At 58.4% G+C, this 21,085-nt stretch carries 16 protein-coding genes; 11 read left to right on the forward strand and 5 right to left on the reverse strand.

The features are described 5' to 3' along the window. Positions 1-101: 101 nt before the first annotated feature. From FOT55_RS07745 to FOT55_RS07760, 4 genes are all read left to right on the forward strand, one after another. Positions 102-1,328 (forward strand): winged helix-turn-helix domain-containing protein, encoded by a 1,227-nt coding sequence (locus tag FOT55_RS07745; protein ID WP_147823332.1) that lies wholly within the window; start codon positions 102-104, stop codon positions 1,326-1,328. 296 nt (positions 1,329-1,624) lie between these two features. After that, positions 1,625-1,807, forward strand: a complete 183-nt coding sequence (locus FOT55_RS07750; RefSeq protein ID WP_004928237.1) for a Trm112 family protein — start codon at positions 1,625-1,627, stop codon at positions 1,805-1,807. Continuing rightward, a complete protein-coding gene (gene kdsB / locus FOT55_RS07755) occupies positions 1,804-2,553 on the forward strand; it encodes a 3-deoxy-manno-octulosonate cytidylyltransferase (protein WP_004928235.1) in 750 nt (249 codons plus the stop codon). The genes FOT55_RS07750 and kdsB overlap by 4 nt, the downstream gene beginning before the upstream one ends. A gap of 150 nt (positions 2,554-2,703) precedes the next feature. Further along, on the forward strand, positions 2,704-3,600 hold the full coding sequence (locus FOT55_RS07760; RefSeq protein ID WP_025302284.1) for a YcbJ family phosphotransferase: 897 nt from the start codon (positions 2,704-2,706) through the stop codon (positions 3,598-3,600). Between the two features lie 7 nt (positions 3,601-3,607). On the opposite strand, the gene elyC is transcribed toward FOT55_RS07760, so the two are convergent. Next, positions 3,608-4,381 carry an envelope biogenesis factor ElyC gene (elyC, locus tag FOT55_RS07765; RefSeq protein WP_025302285.1) on the reverse strand — a complete coding sequence of 258 codons (774 nt, stop codon included), beginning with the start codon at positions 4,379-4,381 and terminating at the stop codon, positions 3,608-3,610. Between the two features lie 151 nt (positions 4,382-4,532). Between elyC and cmoM the strand changes: the two genes are divergently transcribed. The 7 genes from cmoM to FOT55_RS07800 all read left to right on the forward strand — a co-directional run bounded on the left by cmoM (position 4,533) and on the right by FOT55_RS07800 (position 15,260). Beyond that, positions 4,533-5,318: a tRNA uridine 5-oxyacetic acid(34) methyltransferase CmoM gene (gene cmoM / locus FOT55_RS07770; RefSeq protein WP_025302286.1), complete on the forward strand. Its 786-nt coding sequence runs from the start codon at positions 4,533-4,535 to the stop codon at positions 5,316-5,318. Further along, positions 5,315-6,637 (forward strand): chromosome partition protein MukF, encoded by a 1,323-nt coding sequence (mukF, locus tag FOT55_RS07775; protein WP_004928228.1) that lies wholly within the window; start codon positions 5,315-5,317, stop codon positions 6,635-6,637. Before cmoM ends, mukF begins: the two co-directional genes overlap by 4 nt. Continuing rightward, complete coding sequence (mukE, locus tag FOT55_RS07780) at positions 6,618-7,346, forward strand: chromosome partition protein MukE (RefSeq protein WP_004928226.1); 729 nt, start codon at positions 6,618-6,620, stop codon at positions 7,344-7,346. Before mukF ends, mukE begins: the two co-directional genes overlap by 20 nt. Further along, positions 7,343-11,791 carry a chromosome partition protein MukB gene (gene mukB, locus FOT55_RS07785; protein ID WP_043137650.1) on the forward strand — a complete coding sequence of 1,483 codons (4,449 nt, stop codon included), beginning with the start codon at positions 7,343-7,345 and terminating at the stop codon, positions 11,789-11,791. Before mukE ends, mukB begins: the two co-directional genes overlap by 4 nt. Before the next feature lie 219 nt (positions 11,792-12,010). Next, a complete protein-coding gene (gene ldtD, locus FOT55_RS07790) occupies positions 12,011-13,819 on the forward strand; it encodes a L,D-transpeptidase (RefSeq protein WP_147823333.1) in 1,809 nt (602 codons plus the stop codon). A 180-nt stretch (positions 13,820-13,999) separates the two neighbouring features. Further along, complete coding sequence (locus tag FOT55_RS07795; RefSeq protein ID WP_025302289.1) at positions 14,000-14,548, forward strand: YcbK family protein; 549 nt, start codon at positions 14,000-14,002, stop codon at positions 14,546-14,548. Positions 14,549-14,612: 64 nt separating this feature from the next. Beyond that, positions 14,613-15,260, forward strand: a complete 648-nt coding sequence (locus FOT55_RS07800; RefSeq protein WP_025302290.1) for an MBL fold metallo-hydrolase — start codon at positions 14,613-14,615, stop codon at positions 15,258-15,260. Between the two features lie 77 nt (positions 15,261-15,337). On the opposite strand, the gene FOT55_RS07805 is transcribed toward FOT55_RS07800, so the two are convergent. From FOT55_RS07805 to pncB, 4 genes are all read right to left on the reverse strand, one after another. Then, positions 15,338-16,528: an amino acid aminotransferase gene (locus FOT55_RS07805; protein WP_049208028.1), complete on the reverse strand. Its 1,191-nt coding sequence runs from the start codon at positions 16,526-16,528 to the stop codon at positions 15,338-15,340. Between the two features lie 245 nt (positions 16,529-16,773). Further along, positions 16,774-17,901 (reverse strand): porin OmpC, encoded by a 1,128-nt coding sequence (ompC, locus tag FOT55_RS07810; RefSeq protein WP_025302292.1) that lies wholly within the window; start codon positions 17,899-17,901, stop codon positions 16,774-16,776. Positions 17,902-18,202: 301 nt separating this feature from the next. Next, positions 18,203-19,603 (reverse strand): asparagine--tRNA ligase, encoded by a 1,401-nt coding sequence (asnS, locus tag FOT55_RS07815; RefSeq protein ID WP_004928205.1) that lies wholly within the window; start codon positions 19,601-19,603, stop codon positions 18,203-18,205. A gap of 213 nt (positions 19,604-19,816) precedes the next feature. After that, complete coding sequence (gene pncB, locus FOT55_RS07820) at positions 19,817-21,022, reverse strand: nicotinate phosphoribosyltransferase (RefSeq protein ID WP_025302293.1); 1,206 nt, start codon at positions 21,020-21,022, stop codon at positions 19,817-19,819. Positions 21,023-21,085 lie beyond the last annotated feature (63 nt).

Raw genomic sequence — 21,085 nt, forward strand, 5'->3', positions numbered from 1 at the left:
TCCTCGCCAGTGCCGGTGTCGCCACCCGCAAGCACTGGCGAAGATAAATCCCGCGATATCCACTATTATCAGGCCATTGCCTACTCGCCACGGATATCAGGATGACCATCCCGACCCTTTCCCTTACCGCCGCTCGCGCGCTGCACCTTGCCGCCCAGGGGCTGCTTTCTCCGCTTAAACGCCAGGCTCGGCCCGATGACGTCTTGAGTGCGATCCAGCGCATGGGGTTGTTACAAATCGATACCATTAGCGTCGTTGCTCGCAGCCCGTATCTGGTGCTGTTCAGCCGTTTGGGAGCCTATCAGCCGGAGTGGCTTGAGCAGGCGCTCGCCGGCCGCAAGCTGTTCGAGTATTGGGCGCACGAGGCCTGTTTCCTGCCGATCGAAGATTTTGGCCTGCTGCGCCACCGCATGCTGGCGCCGCATGATATGGGCTGGAAATACTCCGCCGACTGGGTGCAGCAGCACCAGGCCGCGATGGACAACCTGCTGCGGCACATCGAACAACAGGGGCCGGTGCGCTCCGCCGATTTCAGCGCCGAGAAGAAGGGCAACAGCGGGTGGTGGGACTGGAAACCGGAGAAACGTCATCTGGAAATCCTATTTACCGCCGGCAAGCTGATGGTGGCCGAACGTCGCAACTTCCACCGGGTTTACGATCTGACCGAAAGGCTGCTGCCGGCCTGGGACGATGCGCGCCATACGCTGCCTGTGGAGCAGGCGCGCCGGCAGATGCTGTGCCGCACCTGCCGCTATCTGGGCATTTTCCGCGCCGAGTGGTTGGCTGACTACTATCGGCTGAAGCGCGTGGCGCCAAAAGCCTTGCTGGCAGCGCTGCAGGAACAGGGCGAGATTACGCCGGTGCAGGTAGAGGGGCTGGAAGGACAATTCTATGTGCATGAATCACTGGCGGAATTGCTGCCGCTGGCGGAGCAGGGCAAACTCAAATCGACGGTCACCAGCCTGCTTTCGCCTTTTGATCCGGTGGTGTGGGATCGCCGTCGGGCGCTCGAGCTGTTCAACTTTGACTATCGGCTAGAGTGTTACACGCCGAAAGAAAAACGTCGCTATGGCTACTTCACTTTGCCGGTGCTGCATCGTGGCGAGCTGGTGGGGCGGATTGACGCCAAGGCGCACCGTCGCCAGGGCATCTTCGAGATCATCAGTTTCCATGCGGAGCCGCAGGTGCGCTTCGGCAAACAGCGAATGCAAGATATCCGACAGGCCATCGCGCGCACGGCAAAATGGCACGGTGCACAACGCGTCGCGCTGGGCGACATTCCGGCGGTGTTGGCCGCTGAATGGGGTGCCGGCTGGGAAGTGGGATAACGAGCGACGCCGTCGGTGGGGTAAAACGAAGTTAAGCGTCGCTCGTTACAAAGGGGCTCAGTGGCTGAAGTTAGCGAACAGAGCGATGATTTTATGCAGACGTTTGATCACGTATTACTACCTTTTTGTGATTTGTATCACAAAATTCTACGCCGGGATGCGCCGCAGTTCAAGCTGTTGCGCCGGCGCGGTGAGGAAATATCGGCGGGTTGGTGCCGCCGATGATTAACCTGAGGCCGGGCGTTATGCTATCCTCACTGCCTTTCCCAGATGACCAATCCCCTTGCGGAGGATGCATGGACCACCGTTTACTCGAAATCGTTGCCTGCCCGGTATGCAACGGCAAACTCTATTTCAATAAAGAAAACCAGGAGCTGGTGTGCAAAGCGGACGGGTTGGCTTACCCGCTGCGCGACGGCATCCCGGTGCTGTTGGAAAATGAAGCGCGTGCGCTGTCGCTGGATGAGAAGCACGCATGAGTTTTATCGCTATTATTCCCGCCCGCTACGCCTCAACCCGTTTGCCGGGCAAACCGCTGGCCGATATTCACGGCAAGCCGATGGTGGTGCACGTGATGGAGCGTGCCCGTGAGTCCGGCGCCAGCCGCGTCATCGTGGCGACCGATCATCCTGAAGTCGCCAAAGCGGTGGAAGCCGCCGGCGGCGAAGTGTGCATGACCAGCCCGGATCACCATTCCGGCACCGAGCGTCTGGCGGAAGTGATCGCGCACTACGGCTTTGCCGACGACCAGATCATCGTTAACGTGCAGGGCGACGAACCGCTGATCCCACCGGTGATCGTGCGTCAGGTCGCAGAGAATCTGGCGGGCAGCCAGGCCGGCATGGCGACGTTGGCAGTGCCGATCGAGAGCGCGGAAGAGGCTTTCAACCCCAACGCGGTGAAGGTCGTAATGGACGCACAGGGCTACGCACTCTATTTCTCACGCGCCACCATTCCGTGGGATCGCGAACGTTTCGCTGCGTCGAAAGAGAGCATCGGCGACAGCCTGCTGCGTCACATCGGCATCTATGCGTACCGTGCCGGTTTCGTGCGCCGCTACGTCAGCTGGGCGCCGAGCCAACTGGAACAGATCGAGCTGTTGGAACAGCTGCGCGTGCTGTGGTACGGTGAAAAAATCCACGTGGCGGTCGCGAAAGCGATCCCGAGCGTGGGGGTCGATACGCCGGAAGATCTCCAGCGCGTGCGCGACAGCATTCAACCCTGAGCCTGATTTCGTCGGCGCGGCGCGCAACGCGCCGACGATGTAATACCTCCCCTATTGATCCCCGTTTTGTTGATCTGCGTTGAAGAATTTTTCCGCTCACCGTTCGATGATGTTACGCATCCCCCCATATTAGCCTGAGGTGAATGCCTTATGGAGCAGTTACGCGCAGAACTGAGCATTGTGCTGGGTGAGTCCATCAGCCGGCTGGAGCGGGTGAGCGAGCAGCCTTATGCGCATATGTATTCGCTGTACGATCGGCAGGGCAACGCCATCCCGCTGATGGCGAAAAGTTTTATCTGTCAGGGTATTGCCCAACAGGAGGCGTATAAGTTGTCGATGTTGGCGCGCGACGGGGATATTCGCCTGCCGACGGTGTACGGCGTAGTGTGCACCCACCAGGCGCCGTATACGGAAATCCTGCTGATCGAACGCCTGCGCGGCGTGTCGGCCGAAGCGCCGACGCGTTCGCCGGATCGCTGGAACATGCTGATGGAGCAGATCGTTGACGGGGTATTGGCCTGGCACCGCATCGACAGTCACGGCAGCGTCGGCAGCGTTGACAGCACGCAGGAGAACGACTGGTTTTGTTGGTATCAACAGCGGGTTGAAGTGTTGTGGGCGACGGTGGTCAATCTTACTACCCCGCAGTTGACCATGGCGGATCGGCGTTTGCTGTATCGCACGCGCGAAGCGCTGACTCATTTCTTCGTCGGCTTCGACGATCCCTGCGTCCTGGTGCACGGCAACCTGTCGCTGCGCAGTATGCTGAAAGATCCCAAAAGCGATCAACTGCTGGCGATGCTCAATCCCGGTGTGGTGCTGTGGGCGCCGCGCGAATACGATCTTTTCCGCCTTTGCGAGCCGGGCATGCCCAGCCAACTGCTGTTCAGCTATCTGCAGCGGGCGCCGGTCGCCGACGCTTTCCTTGCGCGGCGCTGGCTATACGTGGTGTGGGAAGCGGTAGGGCGTTTGATCCATACCGGCAAGCTGGAGCGGCGGCCGTTCGACTATGCGTCGCAACAGCTGCTGCCCTGGCTGGCCGGTTGAACGGGTTTTACTCGGCGCCGGCGCTATCCGCGCCTTTCAGCCACTGCCACAGGCTGCCGAGCGTTTCATACCAGGCACGTTCGGTATGGCCGAGGAACATCGACGACGGTGTGGCGCGATCCCAGATATTCAGCGGCGAGTCGATCGCCAACTGGTTGGCCGGTGCTGGGATCGGGTGCAGGCCTTTAGCCTTGAAAAAACGCATGGCACGCGGCAGATGGTTGGCGGAGGTCACCAGAATGAACGGTTGCTCGCCGACCAACTTGGCGACCTGAGCGGCTTCTTCTTCGGTATCGCGCGGTTCCCTCAAAATCACCATATCGCTGCGCGGCACGCCCAGGCTTTCGGCTACCAGCGCCGCCGTGGCGGCGTTGCTTTGCATGCGTCCGGCGGACGCGCCGGTAAACACCATCCTGGCGCCGGGATGCGCAAGGTAGAGCCGCACGCCTTCCGTCACGCGCGGCAGACTGTTGCCGAGCAGGTTCGAGCTAGGTGCCCAGTCGGGATTGTAGGTATAGCCCCCGCCCAACACCACGATGTAGCTGACCGGATCGTTGCCGCGATAAGTCTGGTATTCGGCTTCGATCGGCCGCAGCAGTCGGTCGGCCACCGGTTGCAGGCTGAAAAGCAGTAAAAACAGCCAGCTCAGCGTGAAAATCGTCTTACCGCTTTTTTGCCAACGGGTGAACCACAGCAGTAACAGCGCCAGCCCCATCAGCAGCATCAACAGCGGTAGCGGCATCAGCAGGGCGCCAAAGAACTTTTTCAGGTTGAACAGCATCGAAAATCAGATCCTTTTGGGTGAAAAAGCGGCATCCAGGCATAAACAGGCCGCAAGAAGATACATTCTAAGCCAGTCTGTGCCAAAATAGCAGGTTTGAATGGGCGTGCGCTTTGCCGCCGCAAGAATGAGATCAGCGGAGCCGTTGTCCATGCAGGATCGCAATTTTGACGATATTGCTGAAAAATTTGCGCGTAATATTTACGGCACCACGAAAGGAAAAATCCGCCAGGCGGTGGTTTGGCAGGATCTGACCGGGCTGCTGGCGCAGTTGCCGCAGCGGCCGCTGCGCATCCTTGACGCCGGGGGCGGGGAAGGCCATATGGCCTGCCAACTGGCAGAATTAGGACATCAGGTGTTGTTGTGCGATCTTTCTGGTGAGATGATCCAGCGCGCCGCGCAGCTGGCGGAGCAGAAAGGTGTGAGCCAGAACATGCAATTCGTACAAAGTTCTGCGCAGGATATCGCTCAACATTTGGAACAGCCGGTTGATCTGATATTGTTTCATGCAGTGCTTGAATGGATCGCCGAACCCGAAGCGGCACTGCAGGCATTGTGCGACTGTCTGACGCCGGGTGGCGCGCTGTCGCTGATGTTCTTCAACGCTAACGGTCTCTTGATGCGTAACGTGGTGTTGGGTAATTTCCAACTGGTGGATCCCGAAGTCAGACGGCGCCGCAAGCGTTCGCTGTCGCCACAATATCCGCACGATCCGCTATTGGTCTACGGCTGGCTGGAACAGCTGGGCATGCGCATCAGCGGCAAAACCGGCGTGCGGGTGTTTCACGACTACCTGCAGAGCAGACAGCTGCAAACACAAAAATTTGAAGAGTTACTGGCGCTTGAACAGCACTATTGCCGGCAGGAGCCGTACGTGAGTTTGGGGCGCTATATTCACGTCATGGCGCATAAACCAAACCTGAAGGACGAACTATGAGTGAATTTTCCCAGACAGTACCCGAACTGGTCGCCTGGGCACGGAAAAATGATTTCTCTATTTCGCTCCCTACGGAGCGTCTCGCATTTCTGCTCGCCATCGCCACCCTGAACGGCGAACGGCTGGACGGCGAGATGAGCGAAGGTGAGCTGGTTGATGCATTTCGCCATGTCAGCAAGGGTTTTGAACAGACGCATGAAACGGTGGCGATGCGCGCCAACAATGCGATCAACGACATGGTGCGCCAGCGCCTGTTGAACCGCTTTACCAGCGAATTGGCGGACGGCAACGCGATTTACCGCCTGACGCCGTTGGGTATCGGCATTACCGATTACTATATTCGCCAACGCGAATTCTCCACGCTGCGCCTGTCGATGCAGCTGTCGATCGTGGCGCAGGAACTCAAACGCGCCGCCGATGCCGCCGACGAGGGCGGCGACGATTTCCATTGGCATCGCAACGTGTTCGCGCCGTTGAAATATTCGGTGGCGGAAATCTTCGACAGCATCGACATGACGCAACGTGTGATGGACGAGCAGCAGCAGAGCGTGAAAAACGACATCGCGGCGCTGCTGAGCAAAGACTGGCGGGCGGCGATCTCCAGCTGCGAAATGCTGCTGTCGGAAACCTCGGGCACCCTGCGCGAACTGCAGGATACGCTGGATGCGGCGGGCGACAAGCTGCAGGCCAATCTGCTGCGCATCCAGGACGCAACCCTCGGCAACGTGGAGCTCGGCTTCGTCGACAAGCTGGTGTTCGATCTGCAGAGCAAGCTGGATCGCATCATCAGCTGGGGTCAGCAGGCGATCGACCTGTGGATCGGCTACGATCGCCACGTACATAAATTTATCCGTACCGCTATCGATATGGATAAAAACCGCGTGTTCGCCCAACGCTTGCGCCAGTCGGTGCAAACCTATTTCGACCACCCTTGGGCGCTGACCCATGCCAATGCCGATCGTCTGCTGGACATGCGCGACGAAGAACTGGCGCTGCGCAGCGAGGAAGTGACCGGGGAACTGCCGCCGGATCTGGAGTTCGAAGAGTTCAGCGAAATTCGCGAACAGCTGGCGGCGATGATCGAAGAGGCGCTGAAGGTGTACCAGGAACAGCAGATGCCGCTCAATCTTGCAGCGGTGATGCGCGATTACCTGGCGCAATATCCGCGTGCGCGTCATTTCGACGTGGCACGTTTAGTGGTCGACCAGGCAGTGCGCCTCGGTGTGGCTGAAGCAGATTTCTCAGGGTTGCCGGCGGAATGGCAGGCAATCAATGATTACGGAGCCAAGGTCCAGGCCCATGTCATCGACAAATATTGAACAAGTAATGCCAGTCAAGCTGGCCAAGGCGCTGTCCAACTCGCTGTTCCCGGCGCTGGATAGCCAACTGCGCGCGGGTCGTCACATCGGTATCGATGAACTGGACAACCACGCCTTTTTAATGGATTTCCAGGATGAGCTGGAAGAATTTTACAACCGTTACAGCGTCGAGCTGATTCGGGCGCCGGAAGGTTTCTTCTATTTGCGCCCGCGCTCCACCACGCTGATCCCGCGTTCGGTGCTGTCCGAGCTGGATATGATGGTCGGCAAGATCTTGTGCTACCTGTATCTCAGCCCCGAGCGCCTGGCGCACGAAGGCATTTTCAGCCATCAGGAGCTGTACGACGAGCTGCTGAGCCTGGCGGATGAGAACAAGCTGCTGAAGTTCGTCAACCAGCGCTCCACCGGTTCGGATCTCGATCGGCAGAAGCTGCACGAGAAGGTGCGCACCTCGCTGAACCGCCTGCGCCGCCTCGGCATGGTCTATTTCATGGGCAATGACAGCAGCAAGTTCCGCATTACCGAGGCGGTGTTCCGCTTCGGCGCCGACGTGCGCAGCGGCGACGATCCGCGTGAAGCGCAGCTGCGCATGATTCGCGACGGCGAGGCGATGCCGGTTGAAACCAGCCTGTCGCTGAACGATGAGAATGACGCTGAGGATCAGCAGGTTGATAACGCTCCTGACGGTGCAGAGGATGAACAGGAATGATTGAACGCGGTAAATTTCGCTCGCTGACGCTGGTTAACTGGAACGGTTTCTTCGCCCGTACCTTTGATCTGGATGAGCTGGTGACCACGCTGTCCGGCGGTAACGGGGCGGGGAAGTCCACCACAATGGCGGCCTTCGTCACCGCACTGATCCCCGACCTGACGCTGCTGCACTTCCGTAACACCACCGAAGCGGGCGCCACCAGCGGTTCGCGCGACAAAGGCTTGCACGGCAAGCTGCGTGCCGGCGTGTGTTACTCCACCCTCGACGTCGTCAACTCGCGCCACCAGCGCGTGGTGGTCGGTGTGCGCCTGCAGCAGGTGGCAGGGCGCGATCGTAAGGTCGACATCAAACCTTTCACCATCCAGGGCCTGCCGACCGCGGTACAGCCGACCGAACTGCTGACCCAGACCGTGGGCGATCGCCAGGCGCGCGTGCTGTCGCTGCAAGAGCTGAAAGAGCGCGTGGAAGAGATGGAGGGCGTGCAGTTCAAGCAGTTCAACTCCATCACCGATTACCACTCGCTGATGTTCGATCTGGGCGTGATCCCGAAACGCCTGCGTTCGTCCGCCGATCGCAGCAAATTCTACCGTCTGATTGAAGCGTCGCTGTACGGTGGTATCTCCAGCGCCATCACCCGCTCGCTGCGCGATTACCTGCTGCCGGAAAACAGCGGCGTGCGCAAGGCGTTCCAGGACATGGAAGCGGCGCTGCGCGAAAACCGCATGACGCTGGAAGCGATCCGCGTCACCCAGTCGGATCGCGACCTGTTCAAGCATTTGATCTCCGAGGCCACCTCCTATGTGGCGGCGGACTATATGCGCCACGCCAACGAACGCCGCATCCATCTGGACGGCGCGCTGGCGCTGCGCAGCGATCTGTTGGGCAGCCGCAAGCAGCTGGCCGCCGAACAGTATCGCCATGTGGAAATGGCGCGCGAGCTGAGCGAACAGAGCGGCGCCGAATCCGATCTGGAAACCGATTACCAGGCCGCCAGCGACCACCTGAATCTGGTGCAGACGGCGATGCGTCAGCAGGAGAAGATCGAACGCTATGAAGCCGATCTGGAAGAGCTGACCTACCGTCTGGAAGAGCAGAACGAAGTGGTGGCCGAGGCGAGCGAGCAGCAGGCCGAAAACGAGGCGCGCGCCGAAGCGGCCGAGCTGGAAGTGGACGAACTGAAGAGCCAGTTGGCCGACTACCAGCAGGCGCTCGACGTGCAGCAGACCCGTGCCATTCAGTACCAACAGGCGCTGCAGGCATTGGAGCGCGCGCGCGCGCTGTGCCAACTGCCGGATCTGACCGCCGACAACGCCGAACAGTGGCTAGACACCTTCCAGGCCCGCGAGCAGGAAGCGACCGAAGCGTTGCTGATGCTGGAACAGAAGCTGAGCGTGGCCGACGCCGCGCACGGCCAGTTCGAGCAGGCCTATCAGCTGGTGGGTAAAATCGCCGGCCAGGTCAGCCGCAGCGAAGCCTGGCAGTGCGCGCGCGAATTGCTGCGCGACTGGCCTTCGCAGCAACACCTCGCCGAGCGCGTTCAGCCGCTGCGTTTGCGCCTGAGCGAACTGGAACAGCGCCTGCGCTCGCAGCAGGACGCCGAACGCCTGCTGAACGAATTTTGCAAACGCCATGGCCAAGAGTACCAGCCGGACGATCTCGACATGCTGCAGCAGGAGCTGGAAGAGCGCCTGGAAGCGCTGTCGCAGAATGTCAGCGAAGCCGGTGAACGCCGTATGGAGATGCGCCAGGAACTGGAGCAGATCCAGCAGCGCATCCGTGAGCTGACGGCGCGTGCCCCGGTGTGGCTGGCGGCGCAGGACGCCCTGGGCCAGCTCAGCGATCAGAGCGGAGAGCCGCTGGAAAACAGCCAGCAGGTGACCGAATACATGCAGCAGCTGCTGGAGCGCGAGCGTGAAACCACCGTCGAGCGCGACGAAGTGGCGGCCCGCAAACGTGAAGTGGAAGCGCAGATCGAACGTCTCAGCCAGCCGGGCGGCGCGGAAGATCAACGCCTGGTCACGCTGGCCGAACGTTTCGGCGGCGTGCTGCTGTCGGAAATTTACGATGATGTCACCATCGACGACGCGCCTTACTTCTCGGCGCTGTACGGCCCTTCGCGCCACGCCATCGTGGTGCCGGATCTGTCGCTGGTGCGCGAAATGCTGGAAGGGCTGGAAGATTGCCCGGAAGATCTTTACCTGATCGAAGGGGATCCGCAGTCGTTCGATGACAGCGTGTTCGCCGTCGAAGAGCAGGACAAAGCGGTGGTGGTGAAGATCGCCGATCGCCAGTGGCGTTATTCTCGTTATCCGGAAGTGCCGTTGTTCGGCCGCGCGGCGCGCGAAAACCGTCTGGAAGTGCTGCATGCCGAGCGTGAAACGCTGGCGGAGCGTTACGCCACGTTGTCGTTCGACGTGCAGAAAACCCAGCGTTCACACCAGGCCTTCAGCCGCTTTATCGGCACTCATCTGGCGGTGGCGTTCGACGCTGACCCGGAAGCGGAGATCCGCGGTTTGAGCGCCCGCCGTGGCGAAATCGAACGCGCGCTGAACAATCACGAAGCGCAGAACCAGCAGCAGCGTCAGCAGTACGATCAGGCCAAAGAGGGCATTTCCGCGCTCAACCGCCTGATGCCGCTGGTATCGTTGCTGAACGATGAAACGCTGCAGGATCGCGTCGACGAGATCCGCGAAGAGCTGGAAGAGGCGCAGGACGCCGCGCGTCATATTCAGCAGCACGGCGTGTCGCTGACCAAGCTGGAGCCGCTGCTGTCGGTGCTGCAGAGCGATCCGCAGCAGCATGAACAGCTGCAACAGGACTACGCGCAGGCGCAAAGCGTGCAGCGCCAGGCCAAACAGCAGGCGTTCGCGCTGACGGAAGTGGTGCAGCGCCGCGCGCATTTCAGCTATACCGACTCCGCCGGCATGCAGAATGCCAACAACGATCTCAACGACAAACTGCGTCAGCGCCTGGAGCAGGCGGAAGCCGAACGCGCCCGTGCCCGTGAACAGCTGCGTCAGTATCAAACCCAGTTCACCCAGTACAGCCAGGTGCTGGCCTCGCTGAAAAGTTCGTATGACGCCAAGCGCGACATGCTGAAAGAGCTGAGCCAGGAGCTGGTGGATATCGGCGTGCAGGCCGACGCCAACGCCGAAGCGCGTGCGCGCCAGCGCCGCGACGAGCTGCATACGGCGTTGAGCAACAACCGTGCTCGTCGCAATCAGTTGGAGAAACAGCTGACCTTCTGCGAAGCCGAAATGGATGGCCTGCAGAAGAAACTGCGCAAGCTGGAACGCGACTATCATCAGCTGCGCGAGCAGGTGGTGACCGCCAAGGCGGGCTGGTGCGCGGTGATGCGTCTGGTGAAAGACAATGGCGTGGAACGCCGCCTGCATCGCCGCGAGCTGGCGTATATGGATGGCGACGAGCTGCGTTCGATGTCGGATAAGGCGCTCGGTGCGCTGCGTCTGGCCGTGGCGGACAACGAACACCTGCGAGACGTGCTGCGCCTGTCGGAAGATCCGAAGCGGCCGGAGCGCAAGATTCAGTTCTATATCGCGGTGTACCAACACCTGCGCGAGCGTATCCGCCAGGACATCATTCGCACCGACGATCCGGTCGAGGCCATCGAGCAGATGGAGATCGAGCTGGGCCGTCTAACCGAAGAGCTGACCGCGCGCGAGCAGAAGCTGGCGATCAGTTCGAAAAGCGTGGCCAACATCATTCGCAAAACCATTCAGCGCGAACAGAACCGTATTCGCATGCTGAACCAGGGGCTGCAGGCCGTTTCCTTCGGCCAGGTGAAGAGCGTGCGCCTGAACGTCAATGTGCGAGAAGCGCACGCCACCCTGTTGGACGTGCTCTCTGAGCAACAGGAACAACATCAGGATCTGTTTAACAGTAACCGCCTGACCTTCTCCGAAGCGTTGGCCAAGCTTTACCAGCGCCTGAATCCGCAGATCGACATGGGGCAGCGCACGCCACAGACCATCGGCGAGGAGTTGCTGGACTACCGCAACTATCTGGAGATGGAAGTGGAAGTGTACCGTGGCTCCGACGGCTGGCTGCGTGCGGAAAGCGGCGCGTTGTCGACCGGTGAAGCCATCGGTACCGGGATGTCAATTCTGGTGATGGTGGTACAGAGCTGGGAAGAAGAGTCCCGCCGTCTGCGCGGCAAAGACATCTCGCCGTGTCGCCTGCTGTTCCTCGATGAAGCGGCGCGTCTGGATGCCAAGTCGATCGCCACGCTGTTCGAACTGTGCGACCGTTTGGAGATGCAGCTTATCATTGCGGCGCCGGAAAACATCAGTCCAGAGAAGGGCACCACCTATAAACTGGTGCGTAAGGTGTTCCAGAACCACGAGCATGTGCACGTGGTGGGGTTGCGCGGTTTTGCCGGCGAGCCGCCGGCGCTGGGCACTGCGTCGGTTGAAACGCAGTAAGGTAGAAAAACGCCCTAAAAATCCGAAAATAGCCGCCGTAGGGTGGCTATTTTTTTGTACGCGTGGATGATAGTCCTGCTTTTTTATCCGTTGAAAAGCGGTTAGTTTAATCAGATAAACAGTAATTCGACGCCCGCAGGGCGAAACGGCCTTTCTGTTTGTATACTGAAACTATATGCAGTTTTTGACGTTTTTTTGTGAGCATACAGGGGGCAAGGGATGTTGCTTAAAAAGGGAAACTCTCTACGACGTTTGGCGCTGAGTGGCGCTATCGCCTGTAGTCTTGTGTCGTCGTTTTCCGCATCGGCCACCGTAGCGGCGTTACCAGTGGCATCAGCAGGCATGTCCGTTGCGCAGAGCCGTTCTGAACTGCTGGCCGCGTTGCCGCGCGGCATGGATTTGCACTACCTGTCCACGCTGGCGCCGCTGTATGCGGCGAACCATATGCAGCCGATGTGGCAGGATCGCGAAGCCGTTCAGCAGTTTCAGCAGCAGCTGGCCGAGCTGGCGATGTCCGGCGTGCAGCCGCAGTTCACCCAGTGGGTGAAGATGTTGACCGATCCGGCGCTCAATGAAGCGGGCCGCGATGTGGTGTTGTCCGATGCGATGCTGGGCTATTTGCAGTTCGTGTCCGCGATCGGCGCCAACGGCAACAACTGGCTGTACAGCAATATTCCCTACAAGCTTGGCTTGCCGCCCACCGCAGTGATTAATCAGTGGCAGCTGGCGGTGCGCCAGGCGCGTACCCTGAGCTACGTGAATTCGCTCGCGCCGCAACATCCGCAATACGCCAAGATGCATCAGGCGCTGCGCGACTTGCTGGCGGACAATCGCCCTTGGCCCCAGGTGGGCAGTGGCCCGAGCCTGCGCCCAGGCCAAATGAGCAATGATATCCCGGCGCTGCGTGAGATCCTGACGCGCACCGGTATGCTGGCCACCTCGGCGCCGGAAGCGGAAGCGGAACCGGCGGTGGTCTCGGCGAAGAGCAATGAGCCCGACGACGGCGGGCTGACGGTAGACGAAGAGAAAAGCCGCGTGACGGTCAGCCCATCGGCGGCGCCGGTGACGGAGCTGACCGCGGAACAGACGCCGCCGCAGATCGGCAGCGTGGTGAGCGACAATCTCTATACCGACGAGCTGGCGGAGGGCGTCAAGCGCTTCCAGAAATGGCAGGGGCTGACGGCGGACGGCGTGATCGGCGTACGCACTCGCGAGTGGCTCAACGTGTCACCGAAAACCCGTGCCGCGCTGTTGGCGTTGAATATCCAACGTCTGCGAATTTTACCGGGGCATGTCGGCACTGGCATTATGGTGAACATTCCCAATTACTCGCTGACCTACTATCAGAACGGCAACGAAGTGTTGTCCTCCCGCGTTATCGTCGGGCGGCCGAGCCGCAAGACGCCGCTGATGAGCAGCGCGTTGAACAACGTGGTGGTCAACCCGCCTTGGAACGTGCCGACCACGCTGGTGCGTGAGGATATCGTGCCGAAGGCGATGCGCGACGGTAACTATTTCCAGAAACACGGCTACACCGTGCTGTCGGGCTGGAGCAACGATGCAGAAGTGATCAACCCGTCTATGATCGACTGGAGCATGGTCTCTGCGCGTAACTTCCCGTATCGCGTCCGTCAGGCGCCGGGAGCGACCAACTCGCTGGGGCGCTTCAAGTTCAATATGCCGAGCTCGGACGCTATCTATTTGCACGATACCCCGAACCACAGCCTGTTCCAGAAAGATATCCGCGCGCTCAGCTCCGGCTGCGTGAGGGTGAATAAGGCGTCCGATTTGGCGAATATGCTGCTGCAGGACGCCGGCTGGAACAACAGCCGCGTGTCTTCCACGCTGAAAGAGGGGAATACCACTTATGTGAATATTCGCCAGCGTATTCCCGTAAAACTGTATTATCTTACCGCCTGGGTTTCGGATGACGGCCAACCGCAATTCCGTACAGATATTTACAATTATGATAATACGGTGCGATCGGGCGCACAAATTTTGGCTCAGGCCAAAAAATTAATGCAGTAAATGCAGTAATTATAAATAAATAACGGTCAGAATGTTTGGCTATACCGCAGGCCCCCGTAGCCGGGGGCCTGTAAACCTAGGCGTATCGCGGGTTGACTCAGCATACGCAGGCGGTTATGGTTCGGACAGTGCGCTGCTTTGTGCATTTATTTTGACATTCTTGCCGGGTTTAACAGAGTCATGGACAAAATTGATCATCACCGCCGTAAATGGCTGGCGCTAGGTGGCGCTGCTATGGGCATAGCGCTGCTTCCAGGGCAGGCGTTTGCCAGTCTTTCCACCGCTCGACCGCGTATTTTAGTGCTGAATAACCTGAATACCGGTGAATCTATTAAAGCCGAGTTCTTTGACGGCAAAGGTTACAATAAAGAAGAGTTGGTGCGGTTAAATCATCTGTTCCGCGATTATCGCGCCAACAAGGTTAAATCGATCGATCCCCGTTTGTTTGATCACCTTTATCGTCTGCAGGGGCTGCTGGGCACCAGCAAGCCGGTGCAGCTGATCTCCGGATACCGTTCCGTAGATACCAACAACGAATTGCGCGCACACAGCCGCGGCGTGGCCAAGCACAGCTACCACACCAAGGGCCAGGCGATGGATTTCCACATCGAAGGTATCCAATTGAGTAATATCCGTAAAGCGGCGTTAAAAATGCGCGCCGGTGGTGTAGGATATTACCCACGTAGCAACTTCGTACACATCGATACCGGCCCGGTTCGGACCTGGTAACCGCTGTGCCGTCAGTGAATAACGCCGCCCCTTGCGGAAGCGGCGTTATTGTCGTTGGAGCCTTATGAAATACCATCTTATTCCCGTTACCGCTTTTAGCCAGAACTGCAGCCTGATTTGGTGTGAAAACACGCAGCAAGCGGCGTTGGTCGATCCCGGCGGTGAAGCGGAAAAAATCAAAGCGGAAGTCGCGCAGCAGGGGGTGATGATCACTCAGATCTTGCTGACCCACGGCCATTTGGATCATGTTGGTGCGGCGGCGGAGCTGGCGGACCATTATCAGGTGCCGATTTACGGCCCGGATAAAGAAGACGCTTTTTGGCTGGATGGTTTGCCGGCGCAGAGCCGGATGTTCGGGCTGGAAGAGTGTGCGCCGCTGACGCCGACTCGCTGGCTGTCAGAAGGTGATGAGATGCAGGTGGGCGAAATGACGCTCAAGGTGCTGCACTGCCCCGGGCATACGCCGGGCCACATCGTCTTTATCAATGAGCAAGCGCGTTTGGCGCTGGTGGGCGACGTGCTGTTTAACGGTGGCGTAGGGCGCAGCGACTTCCCGCGTGGAGACCATCAGGCGCTGATCGCCTCTATTCGCACCAAGCTGCTGCCATTGGGCGACGATATGCGCTTTATTCCTGGCCACGGCCCGATGTCGACCTTTGGCCACGAGCGCCAGACCAACCCGTTCCTGCGCGAAGAGCCGGCAGTGTGGTAGCGATTATTTCCCGGCAGAAATAATCAAGGGCGCATAGAGCGCCCTTTTTTTATGATTTATGACCTGTGTCGATGCATTTAGAGCACGGCGACGATGGCTTCACACAGCGGTGCCATGTTGTCCGGCGTCATGCCGGCCACGTTCACCCGGCCTGAGTTCACGGCGTAGACGCCAAACTCTTCGCGCAGACGCAGCACCTGTTCTTTGGTCAGACCGCTGAAGGAGAACATGCCATTCTGCTGGATGATGAAGCTGAAGTCCTGTTGGGCGCCTTTTTCCTGCAGGGTGTTCACGAACAGCTGACGCATGCGGTGAATGCGCTGGCGCATGTCGGTCAGCTCCTGCTCCCACATCGCGCGCAGCGCATCGTTACCCAAAATGGTGGCGACAACGGCGGCGCCGTGTGACGGCGGGTTGGAGTAGTTGGCGCGAATAGCCGCTTTTACCTGGCTGAAGGCGCGCTCGGCGGTTTCGGCATCGGCAGCTACAATGGTGCAAGCGCCGACGCGCTCATTGTACAGACCGAAGTTTTTTGAGTAGGAGCTGGCGACAATCAGCTCTTGATGTTTGGCGGCGAAAATACGCAGGCCCTGCGCATCCTCTTCCAGACCCTTGGCGAAGCCCTGGTAGGCGAAGTCGAACAGAGGCAGCCAGCCATTGGCCACGGAAAGCTCAGCCAGCTGTGCCCACTGTTCCGCCGTTGGATCGATACCGGTCGGGTTATGGCAGCAGCCGTGAAACAGCACCACATCACCGGCCTGGGCCTGTTTCAGGCTGTTCAGCAGGCCGTCGAAATCCAATGCGTGGTTGGCGGCGTCGTAGTAGGCGTACTCCAGGACTTCCAGGCCCACGGCGCTAAAGACGTTCTTGTGGTTCGGCCAGCTTGGGTTGCTGATCCAGATGCGCTTGGCGCTGGTCTGGTTGGCGATAAAGTCTGCCGCCACGCGCAGGCCACCGGTGCCACCTGGCGTCTGTGCGGTACGTGCGCGACGATCGGCGACGATCGGGCTCTCTTTACCGAACAGCAGCACTTGCGTGCAGCTGGCAAACGCCGGGATGCCTTCAATGCCGAGATAGTTTTTGGTGATCTCATTTTCCAGCAGATACTGTTCAGCTTTCTTTACGCTGGTTAACACCGGGGTTTTACCGGTTTCGTCTTTATAAACGCCAATCCCTAAATTGATTTTATTCGGGCGGGCGTCGGCGCGGAAAATGTCGGTCAGGCCCAGGATCGGGTCGGCGGGTGCGGCGGTGATTTTTTCAAACATGTCAGGTGCTTCCAAATCTCGGAGTTAAGCAGACAGAAGCATCAGGGTAGCGCCAGTTATCGGCTTTGCCAACCGTTTGCGATAAAAACACCGCGATCTTGTGAACGGGAAGGATTCGACAGAAAAAATGATGGGGAAGGGGAAATCTGCAGGATAAAACGTTACCGGAAGACACAAATAAAAACAGGGCCGAAGCCCTGTTTTTTTAACTTAGCCGACGGTAAACCACCGTTAAGCGAGACAACTTAGAACTGGTACACCAGACCAACAGCTACGATATCGTCGGTAGCGGTGCCGGTTGCTTTGGTGAACTCGTTGTCATCCAGCAGGTTGATTTTGTAATCAACGTAGGTGGACATGTTTTTGTTGAAGTAGTAAGTGGTACCAACAGAAACATATTTAACCAGATCCTGGTCAGAACCTACGCCTGGGACGTTCAGGTTTTTACCTTTAGACTGCAGGTAAGACACTTCTGGACGCAGACCGAAGTCGAACTGGTACTGAGCAGTCACTTCGAAGTTCTGAGTTTTGCTCGCGAAGCCACCGCACTTGTCATCGGTAGCTGCACAGCCTGGACCGAAGTTACCGCCGCCGAACGGGGTCATGTTACGGGTTTCTGCGTACATCGCCGCCAGGTAAACGTTGTTGGCGTCGTATTTCGCACCCACGGTCCATGCATCAGCCTTGTCGCCACGCTCGTTGGAACGCAGTTTCTGATCGTCGGTACGGTTGGAGGAAGCGTATGCAGCGCCGAAGCTTACGCCTTCGCCGATGTCATAAGTAGAGGAGATACCCCAGCCGTCGCCGTTTTGTTTCTTGACGTTACGACCGTCGTTCTGGTTTTTGCCCTGGTATTGCAGAGCGAAGTTCAGACCGTCAACCAGACCGAAGAAGTTGTTGTTACGATAGGTCGCAACGCCGTTGGTACGGCCGGTCATGAAGTTGTCGGTGTAGGTGTAGGTGTCGCCACCGAACTCTGGCAGCATATCGGTCCAGCCTTCCACGTCGTACAGTACGCCGTAGTTACGGCCGTAGTCGAAGGAGCCGTAGTCAGCGAATTTCAGACCGGCGAAGCCCAGACGGGTTTTGGTGCCTTCGGTGCCCTGAGATTCGGAGTGGTTAGCCTGGACGTTGTATTCCCACTGGCCGTAACCGGTCAGTTGGTCAGTAATCTGAGTTTCACCTTTGAAGCCGAAACGAACATAGGTCTGATCGCCGTCGTTACCTTTGTCGTCGGAGAAGTAGTGCAGACCGTCAACTTTGCCGTACAGATCCAGCTTGTTGCCGTCTTTGTTGTAGATTTCAGCTGCGTTTGCTGCACCAGCAGCCAACAGAGCCGGGATAACCACTGCAAGAATGTTGCGCTTCATCATTATTACCCTCATTGGTGTTATTCGGACACCTTTGCCACTGCCGCCAATAATTCTTTGGGAACTATTGTTGATAGATTGGTGTCGTCCTGTGTCTGAACGCAGTGTTCCATTCACAGGCGGGTTAATCTAGGACGAAAATGATACCAATGTCCCAATCAGGTTGCAAAAGGAAAGTATGTGTAACCAAATGTAATTTTTCGGGAACTTTGTGACGTGCGTCAATATTAAAAAATGCGAAAGGCCAGCGAGGCTGGCCTTTGTTTTGTAACGAAATCGTTTAAAAAACGAGTGATCGTATAAATTAGAAGCTTGCGTTACGTGGCGTGCGTGGGAATGGAATCACATCGCGCACGTTTTGCACGCCGGTGACATAGGCGATTAAACGTTCAAAGCCCAGGCCGAAACCGGAATGCGGCACGGTGCCGTAGCGGCGCAGATCGCGATACCACCAGTAGTCTTCTTTATTCAGACCCATCTCTTCCAGACGCTGATCGAGCACGTCGAGGCGTTCTTCACGCTGCGAGCCGCCGATGATTTCGCCGATGCCCGGTGCCAGCACGTCCATGGCTGCAACGGTTTTGCCGTCTTCGTTCATGCGCATATAGAACGCTTTGATGTCTTTCGGGTAGTTTTTCACCACCACCGGCGCTTGGAAGTGTTTCTCCGCCAGGTAACGTTCATGTTCGGAAGAGAGATCGATACCCCAGGAAACCGGGTTTTCGAAGGTTTGGCCCGAGGCCAGCAGGATCTCAATGGCGTCGGTGTAGTCCACCTGGGCGAAATCGGAAGAAACGAAACGCTCCAGACGAGCGATAGCGTCTTTATCCACGCGCTCGGCGAAGAATTTCAGATCGTCGGCGCGTTCATCCAGCACCGCCTGGAACACATACTTCAGCATGCTTTCGGCCAGGCCGGCAACGTCGTCCAGCGTCGCGAAGGCCACTTCCGGCTCGATCATCCAGAATTCCGCCAGGTGGCGGCTGGTGTTGGAGTTTTCGGCGCGGAAGGTTGGGCCGAAGGTGTAAACCTTCGACAGCGCGCAAGCGTAGGTTTCGCCGTTCAGCTGGCCGGAAACGGTAAGGAAGGCTTCCTTACCGAAGAAGTCTTCGCTGAAGTCGACGGCGCCCTTGTCGGTGCGCGGCAGGTTTTCCAGGTCCAGCGTGGACACGCGGAACATCTCGCCGGCGCCTTCGGTATCGGAGGCGGTGATCAGCGGGGTGGACACCCAGAAATAGCCATTTTCATGGAAGAAGCGGTGAATCGCCTGCGCCAGCGTATGACGCACGCGCGCCACGGCGCCGATCAGGTTGGTACGCGGGCGCAGGTGAGCCACTTCGCGCAGGTATTCGATGCTGTGACGTTTGGCCGCCATCGGGTAAGTGTCCGGATCGTCGACCCAGCCGACCACTTTGATCGCGGTAGCCTGCAGTTCGAAGCTCTGGCCTTCGCCCGGTGAAGCGACGACTTTGCCGGTGACTTCAACCGAACAGCCGGTAGTCAGATGCAGCACTTCATCCTGATAATTCGGCAGAGAATTATTAACGACGGCCTGTAACGGATCAAAGCAGGAACCGTCATAGACGGCCAGGAAGGAGATACCAGCTTTTGAATCTCTCCGGGTACGTACCCAGCCGCGTACGGTGACTTCACTGTCAACCGCAGCACGACCTTGCAGTACGTCGACTACAGGCACTACGCTCATAGATTTCTCTCTTTAATAATTTGGTTTAGAAATAGCTTACAACCCAAGAATATGGGGGTAATGGCTATGTTACTTGCCGCGGTGCAGAGCACAAGCAGAAATCATCGGATTGGCGCAACATTTATTGCGGCTGACTGAAAAGAGGGCGGTCGGGATAAAAACAAAAAAGCCGGCGCGTGAACCAGGCCGGCTTTCTTTCTATATAGAGGCGGTTCAGCTGGCTTTCTTCACCAGCGGCAGATCGAAGGCTTTGCGCAGGGCCCTGACGAAGGCCTGGTCCTGGCAGATGGTCTTGCCGGGGCTGTCGGAGAGTTTAGCCACCGGCTTGCCTTTGCATTCGACCAGCTTAATCACGATATTCAATGGCTTAACGCCCGGAATATCGCAGGTCAGGCGCGTGCCGATACCGAAGCTGAGATTGATGCGCTGATAGAAGTGGCGATAGAGCGCCAGCGCTTTTTCCAGATCCAGGTTGTCCGAGAACACCAGCGTTTTGCTCATCGGATCGATGCCCAGTTTTTCGTAGTGGGCAATGGCTTTTTCACCCCACTCGACGGGATCGCCCGAATCGTGGCGCAGACCCTGATAACGCTCGGCGAACTGCGGGCCGAAGTCGCGCAGGAAGGCATCCATGGTAATGCAGTCGGTGAGCGCGATGCCGAGCTGATCCGGGTATTCATCCAGCCAGGCCTGCAATGCGGCGCGCTGGCTGTTGGCCAGCACCGGGCTTATCTGCTGATGCGCCTGGAACCATTCATGCGCCTGCGTGCCGACCGGCGCCAGGCCGAGCTGATGAGCCAGATCGTAATTGCTGGTGCCCGACAGGTACGGGAATTCGGCCTGCAAGGTGCTGACGATGGCCTGCTGCACGCCCTGAGAGAAACGGCGACGGGTACCGAAGTCCATCAGCTTGAAGCGCGAAAGGTCCAGATCGCCCGCCAGCGCCTTGAACTGCGCTAGCTTGGTTTGCAGATGTGCCACCGCCTGTTCCGGCGTCGCCAGCGGCGAGCGCCGGCGGTGCACCACTTCACTGATCACCGCCAGCAACGGCACTTCCCACATGATCACTTCACGCCAGGGGCCGGCGATGCGGATGTGCAGTTTTCCGTCGCGGTTGTCGATGGTGACCTGCTGCGGATCGTAGCGGAACGTGCGCAGCCAGTTCAGGTAATCCTGACGGAAGAAGGGCAGACCCGAAAGATAAGCGAATTCGGCGTCGGTCAGCGCCAGCCGGCTCATCAGCGCCACCTGCGCGCGGATCTCGTCGGCATATTCGCCCAACAGTTCGTCGCCGCGGCAGCGGAATTCCGCCGCCACGCTGATCGCGGGATAGCGATGGAACACTGCTTGCTGCATATGAAGCTTATAAGCATCGGTATCAAGCAGTGATGTCAAAATCGGGGAAGCGTATTGAGTCATAGCGCGTTACAGCATCCTCGTCAGGCGCGTGTCCAAATCCGGATAATCATAAAAGTGGGGGTG

The organism is Serratia bockelmannii, assembly GCF_008011855.1.
Lineage (GTDB): Bacteria > Pseudomonadota > Gammaproteobacteria > Enterobacterales > Enterobacteriaceae > Serratia > Serratia bockelmannii.

What these genes read in the sequence shown, in the direction of transcription:
- FOT55_RS07745 (WP_147823332.1), top strand. Translation starts at nt 102, where the DNA reads ATGACCATCCCGACCCTTTCCCTTACCGCCGCTCGCGCGCTGCACCTT.
- FOT55_RS07750 (WP_004928237.1), top strand. Translation starts at nt 1,625, where the DNA reads ATGGACCACCGTTTACTCGAAATCGTTGCCTGCCCGGTATGCAACGGC.
- kdsB (WP_004928235.1), top strand. Translation starts at nt 1,804, where the DNA reads ATGAGTTTTATCGCTATTATTCCCGCCCGCTACGCCTCAACCCGTTTG.
- FOT55_RS07760 (WP_025302284.1), top strand. Translation starts at nt 2,704, where the DNA reads ATGGAGCAGTTACGCGCAGAACTGAGCATTGTGCTGGGTGAGTCCATC.
- elyC (WP_025302285.1), bottom strand. Translation starts at nt 4,381, where the DNA reads ATGCTGTTCAACCTGAAAAAGTTCTTTGGCGCCCTGCTGATGCCGCTA.
- cmoM (WP_025302286.1), top strand. Translation starts at nt 4,533, where the DNA reads ATGCAGGATCGCAATTTTGACGATATTGCTGAAAAATTTGCGCGTAAT.
- mukF (WP_004928228.1), top strand. Translation starts at nt 5,315, where the DNA reads ATGAGTGAATTTTCCCAGACAGTACCCGAACTGGTCGCCTGGGCACGG.
- mukE (WP_004928226.1), top strand. Translation starts at nt 6,618, where the DNA reads ATGTCATCGACAAATATTGAACAAGTAATGCCAGTCAAGCTGGCCAAG.
- mukB (WP_043137650.1), top strand. Translation starts at nt 7,343, where the DNA reads ATGATTGAACGCGGTAAATTTCGCTCGCTGACGCTGGTTAACTGGAAC.
- ldtD (WP_147823333.1), top strand. Translation starts at nt 12,011, where the DNA reads ATGTTGCTTAAAAAGGGAAACTCTCTACGACGTTTGGCGCTGAGTGGC.
- FOT55_RS07795 (WP_025302289.1), top strand. Translation starts at nt 14,000, where the DNA reads ATGGACAAAATTGATCATCACCGCCGTAAATGGCTGGCGCTAGGTGGC.
- FOT55_RS07800 (WP_025302290.1), top strand. Translation starts at nt 14,613, where the DNA reads ATGAAATACCATCTTATTCCCGTTACCGCTTTTAGCCAGAACTGCAGC.
- FOT55_RS07805 (WP_049208028.1), bottom strand. Translation starts at nt 16,528, where the DNA reads ATGTTTGAAAAAATCACCGCCGCACCCGCCGACCCGATCCTGGGCCTG.
- ompC (WP_025302292.1), bottom strand. Translation starts at nt 17,901, where the DNA reads ATGATGAAGCGCAACATTCTTGCAGTGGTTATCCCGGCTCTGTTGGCT.
- asnS (WP_004928205.1), bottom strand. Translation starts at nt 19,603, where the DNA reads ATGAGCGTAGTGCCTGTAGTCGACGTACTGCAAGGTCGTGCTGCGGTT.
- pncB (WP_025302293.1), bottom strand. Translation starts at nt 21,022, where the DNA reads ATGACTCAATACGCTTCCCCGATTTTGACATCACTGCTTGATACCGAT.